Source organism: Frigoribacterium sp. CFBP 13605, assembly GCF_014839405.1.
Taxonomy (GTDB): Bacteria; Actinomycetota; Actinomycetes; order Actinomycetales; family Microbacteriaceae; genus Frigoribacterium.
The window spans coordinates 1-16,472 of sequence record NZ_JACYNS010000009.1 but is presented as its reverse complement, the minus strand read 5'-3'; the positions used below and the strand labels follow the sequence as shown (position 1 = coordinate 16,472).

18 protein-coding genes are annotated in these 16,472 nt (G+C 71.5%); 8 read left to right on the top strand and 10 right to left on the bottom strand.

The features are described from left to right. Positions 1-61: 61 nt before the first annotated feature. Positions 62-829 carry an FAD-dependent thymidylate synthase gene (gene thyX / locus IFT36_RS04200; RefSeq protein WP_277960301.1) on the bottom strand — a complete coding sequence of 256 codons (768 nt, stop codon included), beginning with the start codon at positions 827-829 and terminating at the stop codon, positions 62-64. A 91-nt stretch (positions 830-920) separates the two neighbouring features. Between thyX and IFT36_RS04195 the strand changes: the two genes are divergently transcribed. Beyond that, a complete protein-coding gene (locus tag IFT36_RS04195; protein ID WP_192122629.1) occupies positions 921-1,826 on the top strand; it encodes a TIGR01777 family oxidoreductase in 906 nt (301 codons plus the stop codon). Positions 1,827-1,853: 27 nt separating this feature from the next. Here IFT36_RS04195 and IFT36_RS04190 read toward each other — a convergent pair whose 3' ends face one another. Next, on the bottom strand, positions 1,854-2,273 hold the full coding sequence (locus tag IFT36_RS04190) for a tetratricopeptide repeat protein (protein ID WP_192123093.1): 420 nt from the start codon (positions 2,271-2,273) through the stop codon (positions 1,854-1,856). A gap of 23 nt (positions 2,274-2,296) precedes the next feature. Next, a complete protein-coding gene (gene dapB / locus IFT36_RS04185; protein ID WP_056048121.1) occupies positions 2,297-3,031 on the bottom strand; it encodes a 4-hydroxy-tetrahydrodipicolinate reductase in 735 nt (244 codons plus the stop codon). Between the two features lie 63 nt (positions 3,032-3,094). Here dapB and IFT36_RS04180 point away from each other — a divergent pair, with 63 nt between their 5' ends. Beyond that, on the top strand, positions 3,095-3,622 hold the full coding sequence (locus tag IFT36_RS04180) for a GNAT family N-acetyltransferase (RefSeq protein WP_200412492.1): 528 nt from the start codon (positions 3,095-3,097) through the stop codon (positions 3,620-3,622). Positions 3,623-3,649: 27 nt separating this feature from the next. On the opposite strand, the gene IFT36_RS04175 is transcribed toward IFT36_RS04180, so the two are convergent. Then, a complete protein-coding gene (locus IFT36_RS04175) occupies positions 3,650-4,252 on the bottom strand; it encodes a histidine phosphatase family protein (protein ID WP_056049062.1) in 603 nt (200 codons plus the stop codon). 14 nt (positions 4,253-4,266) lie between these two features. Continuing rightward, positions 4,267-5,625, bottom strand: coding sequence for a M16 family metallopeptidase (locus IFT36_RS04170; RefSeq protein WP_200412511.1), 1,359 nt, complete (start codon positions 5,623-5,625; stop codon positions 4,267-4,269). 252 nt (positions 5,626-5,877) lie between these two features. Here IFT36_RS04170 and IFT36_RS04165 point away from each other — a divergent pair, with 252 nt between their 5' ends. Continuing rightward, entirely contained in the window at positions 5,878-6,495 is a 618-nt protein-coding gene (locus tag IFT36_RS04165; RefSeq protein WP_056048127.1) for a TetR/AcrR family transcriptional regulator, read from the top strand. Positions 6,496-6,627: 132 nt separating this feature from the next. Here IFT36_RS04165 and IFT36_RS04160 read toward each other — a convergent pair whose 3' ends face one another. Together IFT36_RS04160 and IFT36_RS04155 are read right to left on the bottom strand one after the other, a co-directional pair. Beyond that, on the bottom strand, positions 6,628-7,677 hold the full coding sequence (locus IFT36_RS04160) for an aldo/keto reductase (RefSeq protein ID WP_173152353.1): 1,050 nt from the start codon (positions 7,675-7,677) through the stop codon (positions 6,628-6,630). Between the two features lie 249 nt (positions 7,678-7,926). Beyond that, positions 7,927-10,200: a polyribonucleotide nucleotidyltransferase gene (locus IFT36_RS04155; protein ID WP_056048130.1), complete on the bottom strand. Its 2,274-nt coding sequence runs from the start codon at positions 10,198-10,200 to the stop codon at positions 7,927-7,929. 338 nt (positions 10,201-10,538) lie between these two features. On the opposite strand from IFT36_RS04155, the gene IFT36_RS04150 reads away from it, so the two are divergent. After that, a complete protein-coding gene (locus IFT36_RS04150; protein WP_200412491.1) occupies positions 10,539-11,810 on the top strand; it encodes a coiled-coil domain-containing protein in 1,272 nt (423 codons plus the stop codon). A gap of 123 nt (positions 11,811-11,933) precedes the next feature. Here the strand turns inward: IFT36_RS04150 and rpsO are convergent, their stop codons facing one another. Both rpsO and IFT36_RS04140 read right to left on the bottom strand, forming a co-directional pair. Further along, the gene (gene rpsO, locus IFT36_RS04145; protein WP_043596660.1) at positions 11,934-12,203 is read right to left on the bottom strand and encodes a 30S ribosomal protein S15; all 270 of its coding nucleotides are present in this window, start codon (positions 12,201-12,203) and stop codon (positions 11,934-11,936) included. A gap of 93 nt (positions 12,204-12,296) precedes the next feature. Beyond that, the gene (locus tag IFT36_RS04140; RefSeq protein WP_056048134.1) at positions 12,297-12,758 is read right to left on the bottom strand and encodes a VanZ family protein; all 462 of its coding nucleotides are present in this window, start codon (positions 12,756-12,758) and stop codon (positions 12,297-12,299) included. Positions 12,759-12,905: 147 nt separating this feature from the next. Between IFT36_RS04140 and IFT36_RS04135 the strand changes: the two genes are divergently transcribed. Continuing rightward, on the top strand, positions 12,906-13,640 hold the full coding sequence (locus IFT36_RS04135; protein WP_200412490.1) for a M50 family metallopeptidase: 735 nt from the start codon (positions 12,906-12,908) through the stop codon (positions 13,638-13,640). Positions 13,641-13,680: 40 nt separating this feature from the next. On the opposite strand, the gene IFT36_RS04130 is transcribed toward IFT36_RS04135, so the two are convergent. Next, the gene (locus tag IFT36_RS04130) at positions 13,681-14,220 is read right to left on the bottom strand and encodes an adenine phosphoribosyltransferase (RefSeq protein WP_054147222.1); all 540 of its coding nucleotides are present in this window, start codon (positions 14,218-14,220) and stop codon (positions 13,681-13,683) included. A gap of 142 nt (positions 14,221-14,362) precedes the next feature. Between IFT36_RS04130 and IFT36_RS04125 the strand changes: the two genes are divergently transcribed. From IFT36_RS04125 to IFT36_RS04115, 3 genes are read left to right on the top strand one after another with little or no spacing between them, the layout of a single operon-like run. After that, positions 14,363-15,400, top strand: coding sequence for a M4 family metallopeptidase (locus tag IFT36_RS04125; protein WP_200412489.1), 1,038 nt, complete (start codon positions 14,363-14,365; stop codon positions 15,398-15,400). A 56-nt stretch (positions 15,401-15,456) separates the two neighbouring features. Further along, positions 15,457-15,756 carry a protealysin inhibitor emfourin gene (locus IFT36_RS04120; protein ID WP_056048144.1) on the top strand — a complete coding sequence of 100 codons (300 nt, stop codon included), beginning with the start codon at positions 15,457-15,459 and terminating at the stop codon, positions 15,754-15,756. Further along, the gene (locus tag IFT36_RS04115) at positions 15,753-16,382 is read left to right on the top strand and encodes a hypothetical protein (RefSeq protein WP_123571799.1); all 630 of its coding nucleotides are present in this window, start codon (positions 15,753-15,755) and stop codon (positions 16,380-16,382) included. The genes IFT36_RS04120 and IFT36_RS04115 overlap by 4 nt, the downstream gene beginning before the upstream one ends. Positions 16,383-16,472 lie beyond the last annotated feature (90 nt).

Sequence of the window (16,472 nt, the reverse complement as noted above, 5' to 3'; positions counted from 1 at the left end):
TCCTCGTGAGGCGTCCGACGCCCCGGTCAGGAGGCGCCGGTCGCGTCGGCGACGACGGCCGTCAGGGGGCGACGCGCCCGTTCGCCCCGAACGCCGCGTAGGTGAGCGGCATGAGCTCGGCCCAGAGGTCTTCCATCTTCTCGGCGCACATCTCGATCTCGCGCTGCGGGAACGACGGGAAGTGGGTGCCCTCGCGCTTCGTCCGGAGGCTCAGGAAGTTCATCAGGGACCGTGCGTTCACGGTCACGTACATCGACGAGTAGATGTTCAACGGCAACACGATCCGCGCGACCTCGCGGGCGATGCCGGCGTCCAGCATGCGCTGGTAGGCCTCGAACGCCTGCACCGACGCGGCGCGGGTGGCCTCGTCGACCAGCGCGGACTGCTCGGGTGTGCCGGGCAGGAAGTCGTAGGCGCCGGGCTTGCCGACCTGCTGCAGGTTGCGCGTGGGAGCGGGGACGTAGAAGACCGGGTTCAGCTCGCGGTAACGACCGCTCTCTTCGTTGTAGCTGGCCATGCGGTGACGCATGAACTCGCGGAAGACGAAGATCGGCGCCTGCACGTAGAAGGTCATCGAGTTGTGCTCGAACGGCGAGCCGTGACGGTCGCGCATCAGGTAGTTGATCAGGCCGGCACCCTTGGTCGCCTGGGCCCCGTCGGCCGACGCCTGCGCGCCGTCGAGTGTGAGCTCGCCCATGGTGGAGACCCGGGCCGCGAACAGCACGTCGGAGTCGTGGGCACTCGAGCGGACCAGCTCGACGGTGACGTCGGAACGGAACTCGGGGGTCTTGTCGGAGGGCACGGCGGGGGTGGCTTCGGTCTCGGGCACGGCGTCGACTCTACCTCGCAGGGCGCTCCCGACGGGAAGCGCCCGCGCCACCGGCGGACGCTCCCCCAGCGGGCCGGAATACGGTGTCCCCATGACCGACGCACTCACCGTCCTGATCTCCGGCGCCAGCGGCATGATCGGCACCGAACTCACCCGCCAGCTGCGCGAGGCAGGCCACCGTCCGCTCTCGCTGGTGCGTCGCGAACCCCGGGCCGACGACGAGTACACCTGGGTGCCCAGCGCCGGCATCGTCGACCACGACCTGATCGCCCGCGCGGACGCCGTCGTGAACCTGGCCGGCGCCTCCTTGGGTCGTCTGCCCTGGACGGCCGGGTACAAGCGCGAGATCCTCGAGTCACGTCTGGCCGCGACGTCGACGCTCGTCGACGGCATGGCGGCGGCGTCCACGGCGCCCTCGACGTTCCTCAGCGGCTCGGCCGTCGGCGTCTACGGCGATCGGCCCGGCGAACGACTCATCGAGTCGAGCGGCCGGGGTGAGGGGTTCCTGAGCGACGTCGTCGTCGCCTGGGAGGCCGCCGCCCGGAAGGCCCCCGAGGCCACGCGCGTCGTGATGCTGCGGACCGGCATCGTCATCGGCCCCGGAGGAGGCGCGCTCAAGCCCCTGCTGCCGCTCACCAAGCTGGGGCTCGGCTCGCGACTCGGCACCGGCGACCAGTTCTGGCCCTGGATCAGCCTGCACGACGAGGCCGCCGCGATCGTGCACCTCCTCACGTCGTCCGTCTCGGGACCCGTGAACCTGGTCGGCCCCACGCCGGCGACGAGCGATCTCGTGACGCGCACCCTGGCGGCCGACCTGCACCGTCCCTACCTGCTGGGCGTTCCCGAGGCCGTCATCTCGACCGCCATGCAGGAGGCCGGGCGGGAGATGCTGCTGCCGAGCCAGCAGGTCGTGCCCGAGGTGCTCGAGCGCGACGGCTTCACCTTCAGGCACCGCACGGTCGAGGACGCGCTGACCGCGTTCGTCGACGCGCTCTGAGCACGGGCACGACTCGGGCGGGCGGGTTCAGCCGGCCGTCTCGCGCCGGAGCTTGATGGCCCAGCGCAGGGCCTGACGAGCTCGTCGGCGGTCACCGCAGGCGTCGTAGGCCAGGCCCAGGCGGAACCACGCGCGCCAGTCGTCGGGTGCCGCCTCGACGGCCGTCTTGTAGGCGGGGAACGCCGCGTCGGCCGCCTCGCGCTCGTACCGACCGGAGGTACGCCGTGGCACGTCGTCGACCGGCAATCCGCCCTCGGCCGCGAGTTGCCCGACGATCTGCTGTGTGCGCAGACCGAAGCGCAGTTCGACCACCAAGGCGAACAATCCCAGGAGGGGGAGGACGAGCAGGGCGACGCCGAGCGCGATGGCGACCGGTTCGCCCGTCGACAGGAAGAGGACGGCCCGCTGACCGACCAGCACGACGTAGAGGAGCAGGAGCAGCGCCATCAGGAGCGCGGCCGCACGCCCCTTCACGATTCGAGGGGCAGGACGGCGTCGAGCCCCACGACGACCCCGGTCACGCCCGGGGTGGCCTCGATGGCGACGAGGAGCCCCTTCTCGTACGCGCGCTGCGAGAGCGTGTCGTGCGTGAGAGTGAGGGTCTCGCCGTCACCGCCGAAGACGACCTCCTGCCTCGCGACGACGCCGCGCAGGCGCATGCTGTGCACCGGCACACTCGCCACCTGCTGACCCCTGGCCCGTTGGTCCGCGTGCGGCGCCGACACCGGGCCGAGGTCCCGACGAGCCTCGGCGATGAGTTCCGCCGTGCGCACGGCCGTGCCCGACGGCGAGTCGACCTTGCCCTGATGGTGCGCCTCGACGATCTCGACGGATTCGTAGAAGCGCGCCGCGAGGGTGGCGAACCGCGTCGCGAGCACCGAACCGATCGAGAAGTTCGGCACCACCAGGACGCCGGGGCCGTCCGCGTCGGAGACGACCGTCGAGAGACGGGCCAGGCGTTCGGCGTTGTAGCCCGAGGTTCCGACGAGCACCGGGATGCCCGCGCGGACGACGTGCTCGACGATCCCCGGACTGACGGCAGGGTGCGTGACGTCGACGACGAGGTCGGCCCCGAGGACGTCGTCGAGATCGTCGCGGGACGAGAGACCGGCGTGGAGCTCGAGCCCCGGGGTGCGCTCGACGAGGTCGACGATGAACGAACCGAGGGTGCCGGTGGCTCCCACCACGGCGATGCGCGAAGTCATGCCGTCCAACTTACCGGGGGCACCACGACGGACCGGGCCGCGCCGCGACCTAGCATGGACGGCATGCCCAGGTTCCGCGAGACGAGCGTCTCCTCCCCCGATGCCGCCGCCCTCCTGACCGAGTACTTCACCGAGCGCGAGAGCACCTTCCCCTCGGCACAGGGCACGTACACGACGACCCTGCCCGACGCCACGGCCTTCGTGCCGCCGGGCGGCGTGTTCGTCGTCGTCGAGGGAGAAGCGGCCGACCCGGACGCGGGTCGGGCCTCCGAGCCGATCGCGTGCGGCGGCATCCGACTCATCGCCCCCTCGGCCTCGGGGGCCGTGCGGTACGAGGTCAAGCACCTCTACGTGCGTCCCGCGGGCCGGGGACTGGGTCTCGGTCGGGCCTTGCTGGACGAACTCGAACGTCGGGCGGCCGCATTCGGGGCCGACGAGATCGTGCTCGACACGAACGACAGCCTGGCGGCTGCCGGAGGGCTCTACCGCAGCGCGGGATACGCGACGATCGAGCCCTACAACGCGAACCCGAACGCCACGACGTGGTACGGCAAGGCCGTCCGGGCAGAGGACCCGCGCGGGACCGCCTGAGGGGGGTGGCACCGGCGGACGAAGAGGTCAGAAGGGCTGTTCGACCGGAAGGCCGGTGCGCAGCTCGACGGGCAGGTGCCCGAGGTCGTTGTGCGTCACGAGCTCCGGCGGCTTCGCCGATCGCACCCGGATGATCGTCAACCCGGCGTTGGCCTGGTTGACGCCCATCCACCGCCAGTCGGGTGCTCCGAACACCTCGCGGACGAACCACCCGATCACGAAGTTGTGCGTGATGAGGAGATCGTGGCGGTCCTCTCGGGCCGGGGTGAGCCACTCGGCGACCGCGTCGGACATCTGGGCCTGCCCGGCCTCGATCTGCTCGTCCGTGACCCCGCCGAAGAACGGCTTGTAGGACGACGGCATGTCGGCCGTCGGACCGGACGGCACGCAGTCGAAGAGGAGGGTCGACGGCTGTGACTCGAGTGCCGGCATGCGCTCGGTCATGATCGCGGCCGTCTCTTCGGCACGCTCGAGCGGGGAGTGCCACGCTGCGTCGAAGGGGACTCCCCCGAGGCGCTCGGCGAGGAGGCGCACCTGGCGTTTGCCCCGTTCGCTCAGTGGACCGTCGGGCAGTCCGTGCTCGGCGTCCTGCTGTTCGCCGTGCCGGACGAGGTAGAGGTAATGGGACACCGTCGTCTCCTGGTTCATCGAGGGGTCGCTCCCGACGTCGTCATCGGGATCGGGAAGGACGTCTCGTCGACCTCGCCCACCAGCACGGTCGACAAGGGGCCGGAGAGGAGGCGGTCCGCCAACGTCCGGACGTCGTCGGACGTCACGGCCTCGACCCGGGCGAGGGACGTGTCGAGGTCGACGAACTCACCGGTCGAGATCTCGGCTCGACCAAGGCGGTTCATCCGGGTGTCGCTGTCCTCGAGGGCGAGGGCCGCCGCCCCTCCGAGTTGGCCGAGGGCTCGTCGGCGCTCGTCGTCGGTGATGCCGTCGGTGGCGAGGCCTTCGAGCTCGCCGAGCATGAGCCGGGCGACCTCACCGGCGTTGGCGGGCGTGCACCCGGCATAGAGCCCGAAGAGACCGGCGTCGGAGTAGCTCGGGGCGAACGAGTAGACCGAGTAGGCGAGTCCACGGCGCTCACGGATCTCTTGGAACAGTCGAGACGACATGCCCCCGCCGAGCACCGAGTTCAGCACGGCCAGGGCGGGTCGACGGTCGTCCCCGACGGAGATGCCCGGCAGCCCCAGCAGGACGGTGGCCTGCTCGAGGGGACGCCGGATCACCTGGAGCGGTTCGCCCGCGACGAGCCCGACGGGCGCGTCGTCGCGACGGGGCACGGGCGACGCCGCCTCGGTGGGCCACCCGGCCCGGTCGAGCGCCGCCGTCAACCGTTCGAGTGCTCGGTCGTGGTCGACCGCCCCGGCGATGGACACGACGAGATCCTGCGGACGGTAGTTCGCGCGGTAGTGCCGATCCACGTCGTCGCGGGCCGCAGCACGGATGCTCTCGGGCGAACCCCCGATGGGACGACCGAGCGGGTGGTCGCCGAAGACCGACTCGAAGAGCCGCTCACCGGCCATGTCGGCGGGATCGTCCTCCGCCATGGCGAGTTCTTCGAGGATCACCCCACGTTCGGTCTCGAATTCGGCCGGGTCGAGGGTCGACGAGGTCACCATGTCGGTGAGCACGTCGATCGCGTCGTCGAGGTCGACGTCGCGCACCCGGGCGTAGTAGCAGGTGTACTCCTTGGCCGTCGCGGCGTTGTGCTCGCCACCCACCGACTCGAACGACACCGCGATGTCGAGGGCGGAACGGGTCGGGGTGCCCTTGAAGAGGAGGTGCTCGAGGAAGTGGGTCGACCCCCGTTCGGCGTCCGACTCGTCACGGGACCCGACCGCGACCCAGAGGCCGATGGTCGTGCTGCGCGCCCCGGGCATGCGCTCGCTGAGCACCCGGACGCCCGAGGGCAACACGGTGCGCCTCACCAGCGCGTCGCCCGTGGCGCGGAAGGAGATCTCGACCTCGTCGAGCGGGAAGGAGACAGGGCCGTTCATCATGTCGAGCCTAGGCGACCTCCCCTGCGGTAGTCCGTGAGCCCCACGGGACGGCTGGCACCCGAACTGGGGGACGATTCTGAGGACAAACAGACAACTCTGTTTGTCCTCATCGGTGTTAGAGTCAGACCACCGACGACGACCCCATCCCCCCTGATGGTCGTCGTCGGCGGCTGGTCGGACGTCGTCAGAAGGTCCGGAGCGCGCGTCCCCCACGCGGCTTCTAGCCGAGACGTCCCAAGGAGCCACGCTGTGACGGTCGATTCCCCCCAACCGGCCGTCCAGCGTCTCCCTGGTCGCCCTCGCGCCGACTCCCCCGTCCCCGGTGCCCGATCCCGCGTCCTGACGACCGCCGATCGCCTGTTCTACGACGAGGGCGTCCGCGTCGTCGGCGTCGACCGCCTCATCGCCGAGTCGTCGGTGACCAAGGCGACGTTCTACAAGCACTTCGGCGCGAAGGACACCCTCGTGCTCGAGTACCTCGCCGGTCGTCACGACCTCGAGGCGGCCGAGCTGTCCGCCCTGGTCGAGGCCCACGACGGGGGCCGCGCGACCCTCGAGGCGTACCTCGAGGCGGTCGGCGCCCGACTCCAGACCGTGTCGTTCCGAGGCTCGGCCTTCGCCAACGCGGCGTCCGAGTTCAGCGATCCGACCCACCCCGTCCGTCTCGCCATCGCCGAGCACCGCGAGTGGCTGACGGCCGAGATGGTCTCCCTCTTCAAGGTCGCGGGCCACCCCCTGCCGGGCGACGCAGCGGACGATCTCGTCCTCGCCCTCGACGGCGCCCAGGTGGGCGCCTACGCCGGCGACGCCATCGCCGCGGCGGCCTCCCTGCGCCGCACGGCGGAGCGGCTCCTCGTCGCCGCCTAGGTCACCGGCGGACGACGCAGCACATCGACGTCACCATGGGCGCTGTCCCCCGCAACGCGTCACCGTGGCGCCGTCCCCGCGGACATCGTCGTCGGGTACCCCCAGGTACGGGCCGACCACGTCGCCTGGCGATCAGGCCGAGGCGCGGTCGAGGTCGAGGACCTGGTTGCGTGTGAGCTGCACCCGCGCGGCCTGGGCGAGTTCGTAGACCTGCTTGGCGTTCGTCGCGCTGGCCACCGGTGCCACGACGTTCGGCTTGGCGAGCAACCAGGCCAGCGCGATCGCAGCACTCGAGACCTCGTGGACGGACGCGATGCGGTCCAGCTCGTGCACGACCTTGAGGCCCCTCTTGGACAAGTACTTCGCGAGCGCCCGGCGACGGGGGCTGTGGGCGAAGTCGGAGCGCGAACGGTACTTGCCCGTGAGGAACCCACTGGCGAGGGCGAAGCGCGGCATGACGGCGAGTCGCTGCTGCGCGGCGACGTGCGCCAGGCCCTTCTCGTACTCGGACCGGTCGAGGAGGTTGTACTGGTTCTGCAGGGCCACCATCGGGGCGATTCCGAGCATCCCCGCCGCGATGCGGGCCTCGTAGAGGCGGTTGCCCGAGTGGTGGGAACCGCCGAACCATCGGACCTTGCCCACCCGGATGAGGTGGTCGACGGCCAGCAGGGTGCGCTCGAACGCCACCTCGGTGTCGTCCACGTGCAAGTAGAGCAGGTCGATGCGGTCGGTTCCGAGCCGCTCGAGGGACGCGTCGACGGCCCGCTCGATCGCGCGGGGGGTCAGACCGGGGTTGTCGGCGCTCTTGCCCACCTTGGTGGACACGACCATGTCGTCGCGTGATCGACGGGAGCGCATCCACGATCCGATCATGATCTCGCTGCGACCCCCGGCGTAGGAGTCGGCCGTGTCGACGAAGTTGCCGCCGAGATCGAAGTAGGCGTCGAGCACGGAGGTCGTCTCGGCCTGGTCGGCCGTCCACCCGAACACGTTGCCGCCGAGGGCCAGGGGGAAGACCTTGAGGTCGGAGAGGCCCAGACGGCGGCGCGGCTGGATGATGCCGAGATCGACGGGAACGGTGGGCTGGGCGGCGGAGGCCCGGGCGGCGGCGGCCGCGATGGCGGCCGCGGCGGCGAAGTCGGACGTGGCAGAACGGGCGAGCTCGGCCGTCGTCTCGGTCACGCCGTTCCTTCCTCGTCGCGAACTCCCGATGCGACTCTGTGCAATCGCATGGGGTATGGTTCGCCCTCCACGATCAAGAATACGGCCACGCGCCCGGTTTCCGCCGCCGCCGCACCCAATCGTTACGCCGTGTCGCCGCCCCGATCCGGGGGACGCGCCTCCTGCTCCGGCAGCGACCAGGGAGCCCCGCCGGGACGGCGAAGGGCCCGCCCCGACCGAGGTCGGGGCGGGCCCTTCGTGGGGCGGTGACTACGCGTCGACGGACTCGTCGGTCGACTGCTCGGTCGCTCCGCTCGAGTCGGTGTCGGCTTCTTCCGCCACGACCGGGGCGAGCGAGAGCTTGCCGCGGTCGTCGATCTTCGTGATCTCGACGAGGATCTTCTGGCCGACGCCGAGGACGTCCTCGACGTTCTCGACGCGCTTGCCGCCGGCGAGCTTGCGGACCTCGCTGATGTGCAGCAGGCCGTCCTTGCCGGGGAGGAGCGAGACGAACGCACCGAAGGACGCGATCTTGACGACCGTGCCGAGGAACTGCTCGCCGATCTCGGGGTTGGTCGGGTTGGCGATCGCGTTGACCTGGGCGCGGGCGGCCTCGGCCGAGGGGCCGTCGACGGCACCGATGTAGACGGTTCCGTCTTCTTCGATGCTGATGTCGGCGCCGGTCTCGTCCTGGATGGCGTTGATCGTCTTGCCCTTGGGGCCGATCAGCTCGCCGATCTTGTCCTGCGGGATCTGGACCGAGATCACGCGGGGCGCGGTCGGGGCCATCTCGTCGGGGGCGTCGATCGCCGAGTTGAGCACGCCGAGGATGGCGGTGCGCGCCTCCTTCGCCTGCTTGAGGGCGGCGTCGAGCACGGCGGTCGGCAGACCGTCGAGCTTGGTGTCGAGCTGGATCGCCGTGACGAACTCGCTCGTGCCGGCGACCTTGAAGTCCATGTCGCCCAGAGCGTCTTCGGCACCGAGGATGTCGGTCAGGGCCGCGTAGCGGGTCTGACCGTCGACGGTGTCGGAGACGAGTCCCATGGCGATGCCGGCGACCGGGGCCTTGAGGGGCACACCGGCGTTGAGCAGCGACAGGGTCGACGCGCAGACCGAACCCATCGACGTCGAACCGTTGGAGCCGAGGGCCTCGGACACCTGACGGATCGCGTAGGGGAACTCTTCGCGGCTGGGCAGCACCGGCACGAGGGCGCGCTCGGCGAGGAAGCCGTGCCCGATCTCGCGACGCTTCGGCGACCCGACGCGGCCGGTCTCACCGGTCGAGTAGGGCGGGAAGTTGTAGTGGTGCAGGTAGCGCTTCTTGGTGACCGGGCTCAGCGAGTCGATCTGCTGCTCCATCTTGAGCATGTTCAGCGTGGTGACGCCCATGATCTGGGTCTCGCCGCGCTGGAAGATGGCGGAGCCGTGGACGCGCGGGATGACCTGCACCTCGGCGTCGAGCGGACGGATGTCGGCGAGGCCGCGGCCGTCCATGCGGATCTGCTCGGTGAGGATGCGGTCGCGGACGACCTTCTTCGTGGCCGACTTGTAGGCGGCACCGACCTGGCCGAGGGCCGTGTCGGGCAGCTCGCCCGCGTCGACCTTGGCGGCGATCGCGTCCTTGACACGCGACTTGAGGGCGTCGTCGGCGTCCTGGCGCTCGATCTTGCCGGCGATCTTGTAGACCTCGGCGAGCTCGGTGCCGGCGGCGGCCGTGACGGCCTCGAGCACCTCGTCGGTGTAGGGGAGGAACACCGGGTAGTCGGCGATCTCCTTCGCGGCCTGGGCGGCCATCGTCGCCTGGGCGTCGACGAGCTGCTTGAGGAAGGGCTTGGCGGCCTCGAGGCCCTGGGCCACGATCGCCTCGTCGGGCTTCGTGGCGCCGCCCTGGATGAGACCCCAGGCGTGCTCGGTGGCCTCGGCCTCGACCATCATGATCGCGACGTCCTCGTTGCCGGCGGCGTCGGTGACGACACGGCCCGCGACGGTCAGGTCGAAGACGGCGTCCGCGAGCTGGCTGGCCTTGGGGAAGGCGACCCACTGGTCACCGATCAGGGCGAGACGCACACCGGCGATGGGGCCGGAGAACGGCAGACCCGAGATCTGGGTGGAGGCGCTGGCCGCGTTGATCGCGAGGGCGTCGTAGAACTCGTCGGGAGCGATGCTCAGCACCGTGATGACGACCTGGACCTCGTTGCGCAGACCCTCGACGAACGAGGGACGCAGCGGCCGGTCGATGAGGCGGCAGACCAGGATGGCCTCGGTCGAGGGGCGACCCTCGCGGCGGAAGAACGAGCCGGGGATCTTGCCCGCGGCGTACGAACGCTCTTCGACGTCGATGGTGAGCGGGAAGAAGTCGAAGTTGTCCTTCGGCTTCTTGCTGGCGCTCGTGGCCGACAGAAGCATGGTGTCTTCGTCGAGGTAGGCAGCGACGGCTCCCTGAGCCTGCTGGGCGAGACGACCGGTCTCGAATCGGATGGTGCGCTTGCCGAACTTGCCGTTGTCGAGGACGGCTTCGCCGAACTTGATCTCTGGACCCTCCATGTGGGGGCTACTCCTCTTTGTTTTGCATCGAGGCCCCGTGTGGGCATCGATGTGTACCGGAGCGGGCGGCGTGGACGGCATGGCGACATGCACGTGCAACAACGCGACGGAGGCGGTGGCACGTCTGGCCAACAGTAGAAACGGTCGGACCCCGCACCCGACCCGGACGCTCGGCGTCGGTCGGGGCATTCCGCCTGTCACCACCGGTGACCAGCAGCCGTACCGGCCTGCTCCGAGCGCGATCCTAGCACTCGGACCCGTCCGGCCGGGGTCCGCGACGCGGGTGTCGCCCGGACGGGGAGGCGCGGTTCCGGGGGGACGGCGTTAGGGTCGTCTCCATGCGTGCTCACGACAGGTCCGGCCGGGATCGTCGCGCGAGCCGCCTCGCGGTGGCGACCGGCGCCTCCTTGGCTCTCGTGTTGACGACGCTCGTGGCGCCGTCCGCCGCGTCCGCCGCGGGGTACCCGACCTGGGCCCAGGTCGAGGCCGCGAAGGGGAACGCCGCGGCGACCCAGGCGCAGGTCGACCTGATCGACGCGTCGCTCGACAGCCTCGAGAAGGCCGCGTCCGACCGCAGCGACGAGGCGGTCCTCGCCGACCAGGCCGACGCGGCGGCGCAGTCCGACCTCGCGGCGGCGTCGCAGCGAGCGGACGAGCTCTCGGCCGACGCCGAGCGTGCGCGGGCCACCGCCGACACGGCGGAGCGGGAGGCCGGCCAGCTCGCCGGCAGCCTGTTCCGCACCGGCGGCACGCAGACCCTGGGCACCGACCTCTTCACGTCGCCCGACCCCGGGGCCGCGCTGTACCAGTTGGGCTCGCTCACGCAGCTCGGCGACCGGTGGCAGACGGTGCTCGCCGACGCCACGACCGCGAGCAACACGGTGTCGTCCCTCAGCGAGCAGGCGACGACCGCGGCCGACCGGCGCGACTCGCTCGCGCGCGACGCCCAGGCCGCGGCCGACCAGGCCGCCGCGGCGCAGGCGACCGCGGACGCCGAGGTGGCCAGCGCCACCCAGAGGTCGACCGACCTCTACGCCCAGCTCGCCGCCCTGAAGGACTCGACGGCGGAGCTCGAACAGCAGTACCGGGCCGGGATCGCTGCGCAGCAAGCGTACGCGGCGCAGGAGGCCGCGGCGAAGGCCCAGGCCGCCGCCGCCGCCGCGAAGGCGCCGTCGCGTGGCGGATCGTCCGGAGGTGGCGGATCGTCCGGAGGTGGCGGATCGTCCGGGGGTGGTGGATCGTCCGGGGGCGGGGCGACCGTCCCCGGCACGGAACGTCCCGGCGGAGCGACGCCTCCCCCGACCGGAGCGGTGAACGACCCGGCGGGCGCCAAGGCCTACGCGGCCACGAAGGTCGGGTCCGGGGCCGAGTACACCTGCCTCGTCCAGCTCTGGAACAAAGAATCGGGCTGGCGCACCAACGCGACCAACCCGTCGGGCGGTGCCTACGGCATCCCCCAGGCCCTGCCCGGCAACAAGATGGCCTCGAGTGGACTGGACTGGCAGACGAACTACCGCACCCAGGTGGATTGGGGCATCGGGTACATCCAGGGCCGCTACGGCACGATGTGCGCCGCGTGGGCGCACTCGGTCGCGAACAACTGGTACTGAGCGCCGCCCCAGCCCTCGGGCACGGGCACCGCCCCTCCCCCGGAACGAGAGAACGGCCCCCTCGGCGTGCAGCCGGAGCTGGGTGCCGAGGGGGCCGTCGTCGAGACGTCCGGAGCGCGAGAACTAGCGGCGCAGGCCGAGACGACCGATGAGCGTGCGGTAGCGCTCGATGTCGACCTTGGACAGGTAGCCCAGGAGGCGACGGCGCTGGCCGACGAGCAGCAACAGGCCACGACGCGAGTGGTGGTCGTGCTTGTGCTCTTTGAGGTGCTCGGTCAGGTCGAGGATGCGCTGCGTCATCACGGCGACCTGGACCTCGGGGGATCCGGTGTCGCCGGGGTGGGTCGCGTATTCTTCGATGATCCGGGTCTTGACGTCAGGTGCGAGTGCCATGGAGGGATCCCCTTTCAGTTCGTTGCGCGGTGCTCGTCACCGGATGTGCGAGCTCTCTTTCTCCGCGGCCGTTCAGACGGCAACCTGAGGAGCCTACCAGACGGGCGCCGCCGACCCCTGTCGCGATCGGCCCCGTCCCCGACCCCGACGCCGCCGGGGCAGGACGAGTCCGACGAACGCCGCGCCGATCGCGGCCCCGAGGGTGTTCATGACGAGGTCCTGAGGGTCGGAGAAGCGCGTGGCCGACAGGTACGTCGCCTGGACGGTCTCGATGCCCACCGTCGCGGCGAACCCGACCACGATGCCGACCCACCAGAAGCGCTTCGGCAGCAGGAGCGCCGGGAACATGCCCATCGGGACGAACATCGCCACGTTCGCCGCGGCCTCGACCCGGGCGAAGGTGATCCACGAGGTCTCGTCGTGCCGGGCGAAGACGTCGAGCGCCCGCCAGAGCAACGCCCCGGTGTCCGCGTCGTAGACGCTCGGTCGCAGGGTCATCCAGGCGACCCCGGCGAGGTAGACGAGGGTGAGCAGGAGGAGGACGGCGCGACGCATCCGTCCATGGTGCGGCACCGGTCGGTGGGAGGACGCCCGGAACGGCCGAAGATCAGCCTGGAGGACGACCCGCCCCGGGGGCGACCGCGGCAGGGCCGAGGAGGCGCGGTGCGCGACCCCGCGCACCGCGCCTCCTAGGCTCGTCGGGTGGACGCACTCACCGACCTCTGGGCTCGGATCAGCCAGCTCGCCGCCCCCCTGCCCGGCTCGTGGCTGCTCGGCAGCGTCGCCGCCGGCCTGCTGCTCGTGCTGCTGCCGGGCACCTGGCACACGGTGCGGCACGCCGTCACCGTCGTGCACGAGGGCGGGCACGGCCTCGCCGCGGTGCTGACCGGTCGTCGGCTGACGGGCATCCGACTGCACTCGGACACCTCGGGCCTGACCGTGTCGAAGGGGCCGCGGACCGGGGCGGGCATGGTCGTCACGTTGCTCGCCGGCTACACCGCACCCGCGATCGCCGCCCTGGGCGCCGCGTGGCTGCTGTCGGCCGGCTACGCCGCCGGGCTGCTCTGGGCCCTGCTGCTGCTGCTCGCGCTGATGCTCGTGCAGATCCGCAACTGGTTCGGGCTCTGGGTGGTGCTGCTGGGCGCCGCCCTCGTCGTCGCCGTGACGTTCTTCGCGTCCCCGACCTGGCAGGCGGTGTTCGGACTCGTCGTGACGTCGGTCCTCGGCTTCGGCGCGCTGCGGGCGTCGCTCGAGCTGCAGCGCAGCCGGCGGCGCTCACGCTCGACCGCCTCGGACGCCGACCAGCTCGCCGGGCTGACCCGGGTGCCGGGCGTCGTCTGGGTCGGGTTCTTCGTGCTCGTCGCCCTGGGCTGCCTGCTGGGCGGGGCGGGGTTGCTCTTCCCCGGGGCGCTCGAGGCCGCTCGGTCGTTCGCCTGAGGTCGGACGGCCACCGGCGCCCGGCGGCCGACGCGAGAGGTCAGGCGGGGGCGGACGACAGGGCGTGCACGGGGACGTGGCCCTCGAGGCGGGCCCGGCCACCGAGACCGTCGAGCTCGAGCAGCACGGCGACGCCGGCCACGACGTAACCCGCTCGTTCGAGCAGGGTGACGGTCGCCTCGACCGTGCCGCCGGTCGCCAGCACGTCGTCGACGATCAGGACGCTCGACCCCGCCGGGATCTGGTTCGGACGCAGTTCGAGCGTGGCCTCGCCGTACTCGAGGGCGTAGCTCTCGCTGAGGACCTCGCCGGGCAGCTTGCCCGCCTTGCGCACCGTGAGGACGCCGACGCCCTGCTCGATCGCGATGGCCCCGGCGAGCGCGAAGCCGCGCGCCTCGATGCCGGCGACGGCGACGAACCCGCCGTCGAACGGCTCGGAGAGCGCCGTGGTCACGGTGGCGAAGGCGTCGGCGTCGGAGAAGAGCGGGGTGACGTCGCGGAAGAGGATGCCGGGCTTCGGGAAGTCGGGGACGACGGCGATCTTGCTGTCGACGAACGAGGAGGCATCGGTGACGGTCATGCCCTCAACGGTAGTCGGGCGGACGGCGCTCCCCGCCCCTCGAGGCCTGCTGCGTCCGTCCCCGCGACGCGCGACCGACCGGTACGTCACGATCGTGTGAACAGTCGGGCCCGATGTCGGAGGCGCGTGCGAGAGTGCACGCATGTCGCGGTTCATCGTCCCCCCGTACCTGCTCGCCCACCTCGCCGAAGCCGATTCGCCCCGCCTGCACCGGGCACCTCGGGCGGCGCGCAACGGCCTGCTCGCGATGGAGGCCGTCGACCGCAACGCGACTCCCCCGGTCGTCCGGGGGGCGCTCGGCGCAGAGTCCGTGCTCGAGCGCACGGTGTTCGACGCGCAGGGCACCGAAGAGCTGCCGGGCGTCCGCGTCCGCGGCGAGGGTGAACCCGCCACCGACGACGTCGCCGCCACCGAGGCGTACGACGCTCTCGGCGCGACCTACGCGCTGTTCCACGAGGTCTACGGGCGCTCGTCGATCGACGGCGCCGGGCTGCCGCTCGACGCGACCGTCCACTACGGCCAGGACTACGACAACGCCTTCTGGAACGGCGAGCGGATGGTGTTCGGCGACGGCGACGGCGAAGTCTTCGGGCGCTTCACGGCCTCGGTCAGCGTCATCGGGCACGAGCTCACCCACGGCGTCACGCAGTACACCGCGAACCTCACCTACCAGGGGCAGTCGGGTGCGCTCAACGAGTCGGTCAGCGACGTGTTCGGGGCGCTCGTCGAGCAGCACCTGTTCGGGCAGACCGCCGACGACGCGACGTGGCTCATCGGCGAAGGGCTCTTCACCGCCGAGGTGCAGGGGCGGGCGCTGCGGTCGATGAAGGCCCCGGGCACCGCGTACGACGACGACGTCCTCGGGAAGGACCCCCAACCCGCCCACCTGGACGACTACGTCGAGACCACCGACGACAACGGCGGGGTGCACCTCAACTCGGGCATCCCCAACCGGGCCTTCTACCTCGTCGCCGAGGCGCTCGGCGGCGAGGCCTGGTTGCGGGCCGGGCAGATCTGGTACGACACGCTCACCGGCGGCACGCTGTCGACCGAGGCGACCTTCGCGGAGTTCGCGGCGGCCACCGTCGAGGCGGCGACCACACGGTACGGAGCGGACTCCGACGAGACCCGCGCGACGTCGGCCGGGTGGGCGGGCGTCGGGGTCACCCCGGCCAGCTGACGCCGACCGGCACGAGACCCTGCTGCCCCGGACACGGCCGGGGTAGCATCGCGCCCATGAAGGTCACCGTGTCGCGCTCCGGTGGCTTCGCCGGTCTCACCCGCAGTTGGACGGTCGACGTCGACTCCGAGCCCGACACCGAGTCGTGGCTCGTCCTCATCGACCAGGTGCCCTGGTCGCAGGCCCCGGCCGCCGCGCAGGCCGTGCAGCCCGATCGCTTCGTCTGGGTCATCACGGCCGAGACCCGGCCCACCCGCAAGGCCAAACTGCCCGAGCAGCAGGTCACGGGGCCGTGGCGCGAGCTCGTGGACCGCGTCCGCAGCACCTCCGAGGCCGAGGCCGGTCCGACCCGATGAGCGACCGTACGCGCCGACCTCGTCGGCGTCTGTCGGGCGAGGTGCTCGCGGGGCTGCTCGCCCTCGTCGTCCTCGTGGCGGGCGGGGTCGGGGTGGCCGTGGTGCAGAGCGGCAACCCGCTGAACGTCCGAGGGGCCGTCACCGCGCCTCCGTGGGGTCGACCCGCCACCGACCGGCTCGAGACCCGGGCCGCCGCCGCCGGTCTCGAGAACGTCTGGGGCCAGGACCTCGCCATGCACGTGCACACGCACCTCTCGATCACCGTCGACGGGCAGGCGGTGACCGTCCCCGGCGACATCGGGCACGACTCGGACGCGAAGTTCGCCGCCGAGATCCACACGCACGACACGAGCGGCATCGTGCACGTCGAGTCCCCCACCCGCGAGACGTTCGTGCTGGGCCAACTGTTCAGCGAGTGGGACGTCGCCCTCGACGGACGCGGGGTCGGGTCGCTCGGGCACGACGACGGGCTCGAACTGCACACCTTCGTCGGCGGCAGCCCCTACACGTCCGACCCGGCCGGCATCCCGCTGCGGGACTTCGAACGCATCGACCTCGTGCTCGCGCCGATCGGCGACACCGTCACCGCGCCTCCGGCCTTCGCCTGGCCCGCCGACTACCGCTGAGGCGCCTCCCGCTGAGGCGCCCGACGCCCGACGCCTGACGCCCGACGCCCGGCGCCCACCGCCGAGCCTCCTCCGGCCCGGCCGCCTCCC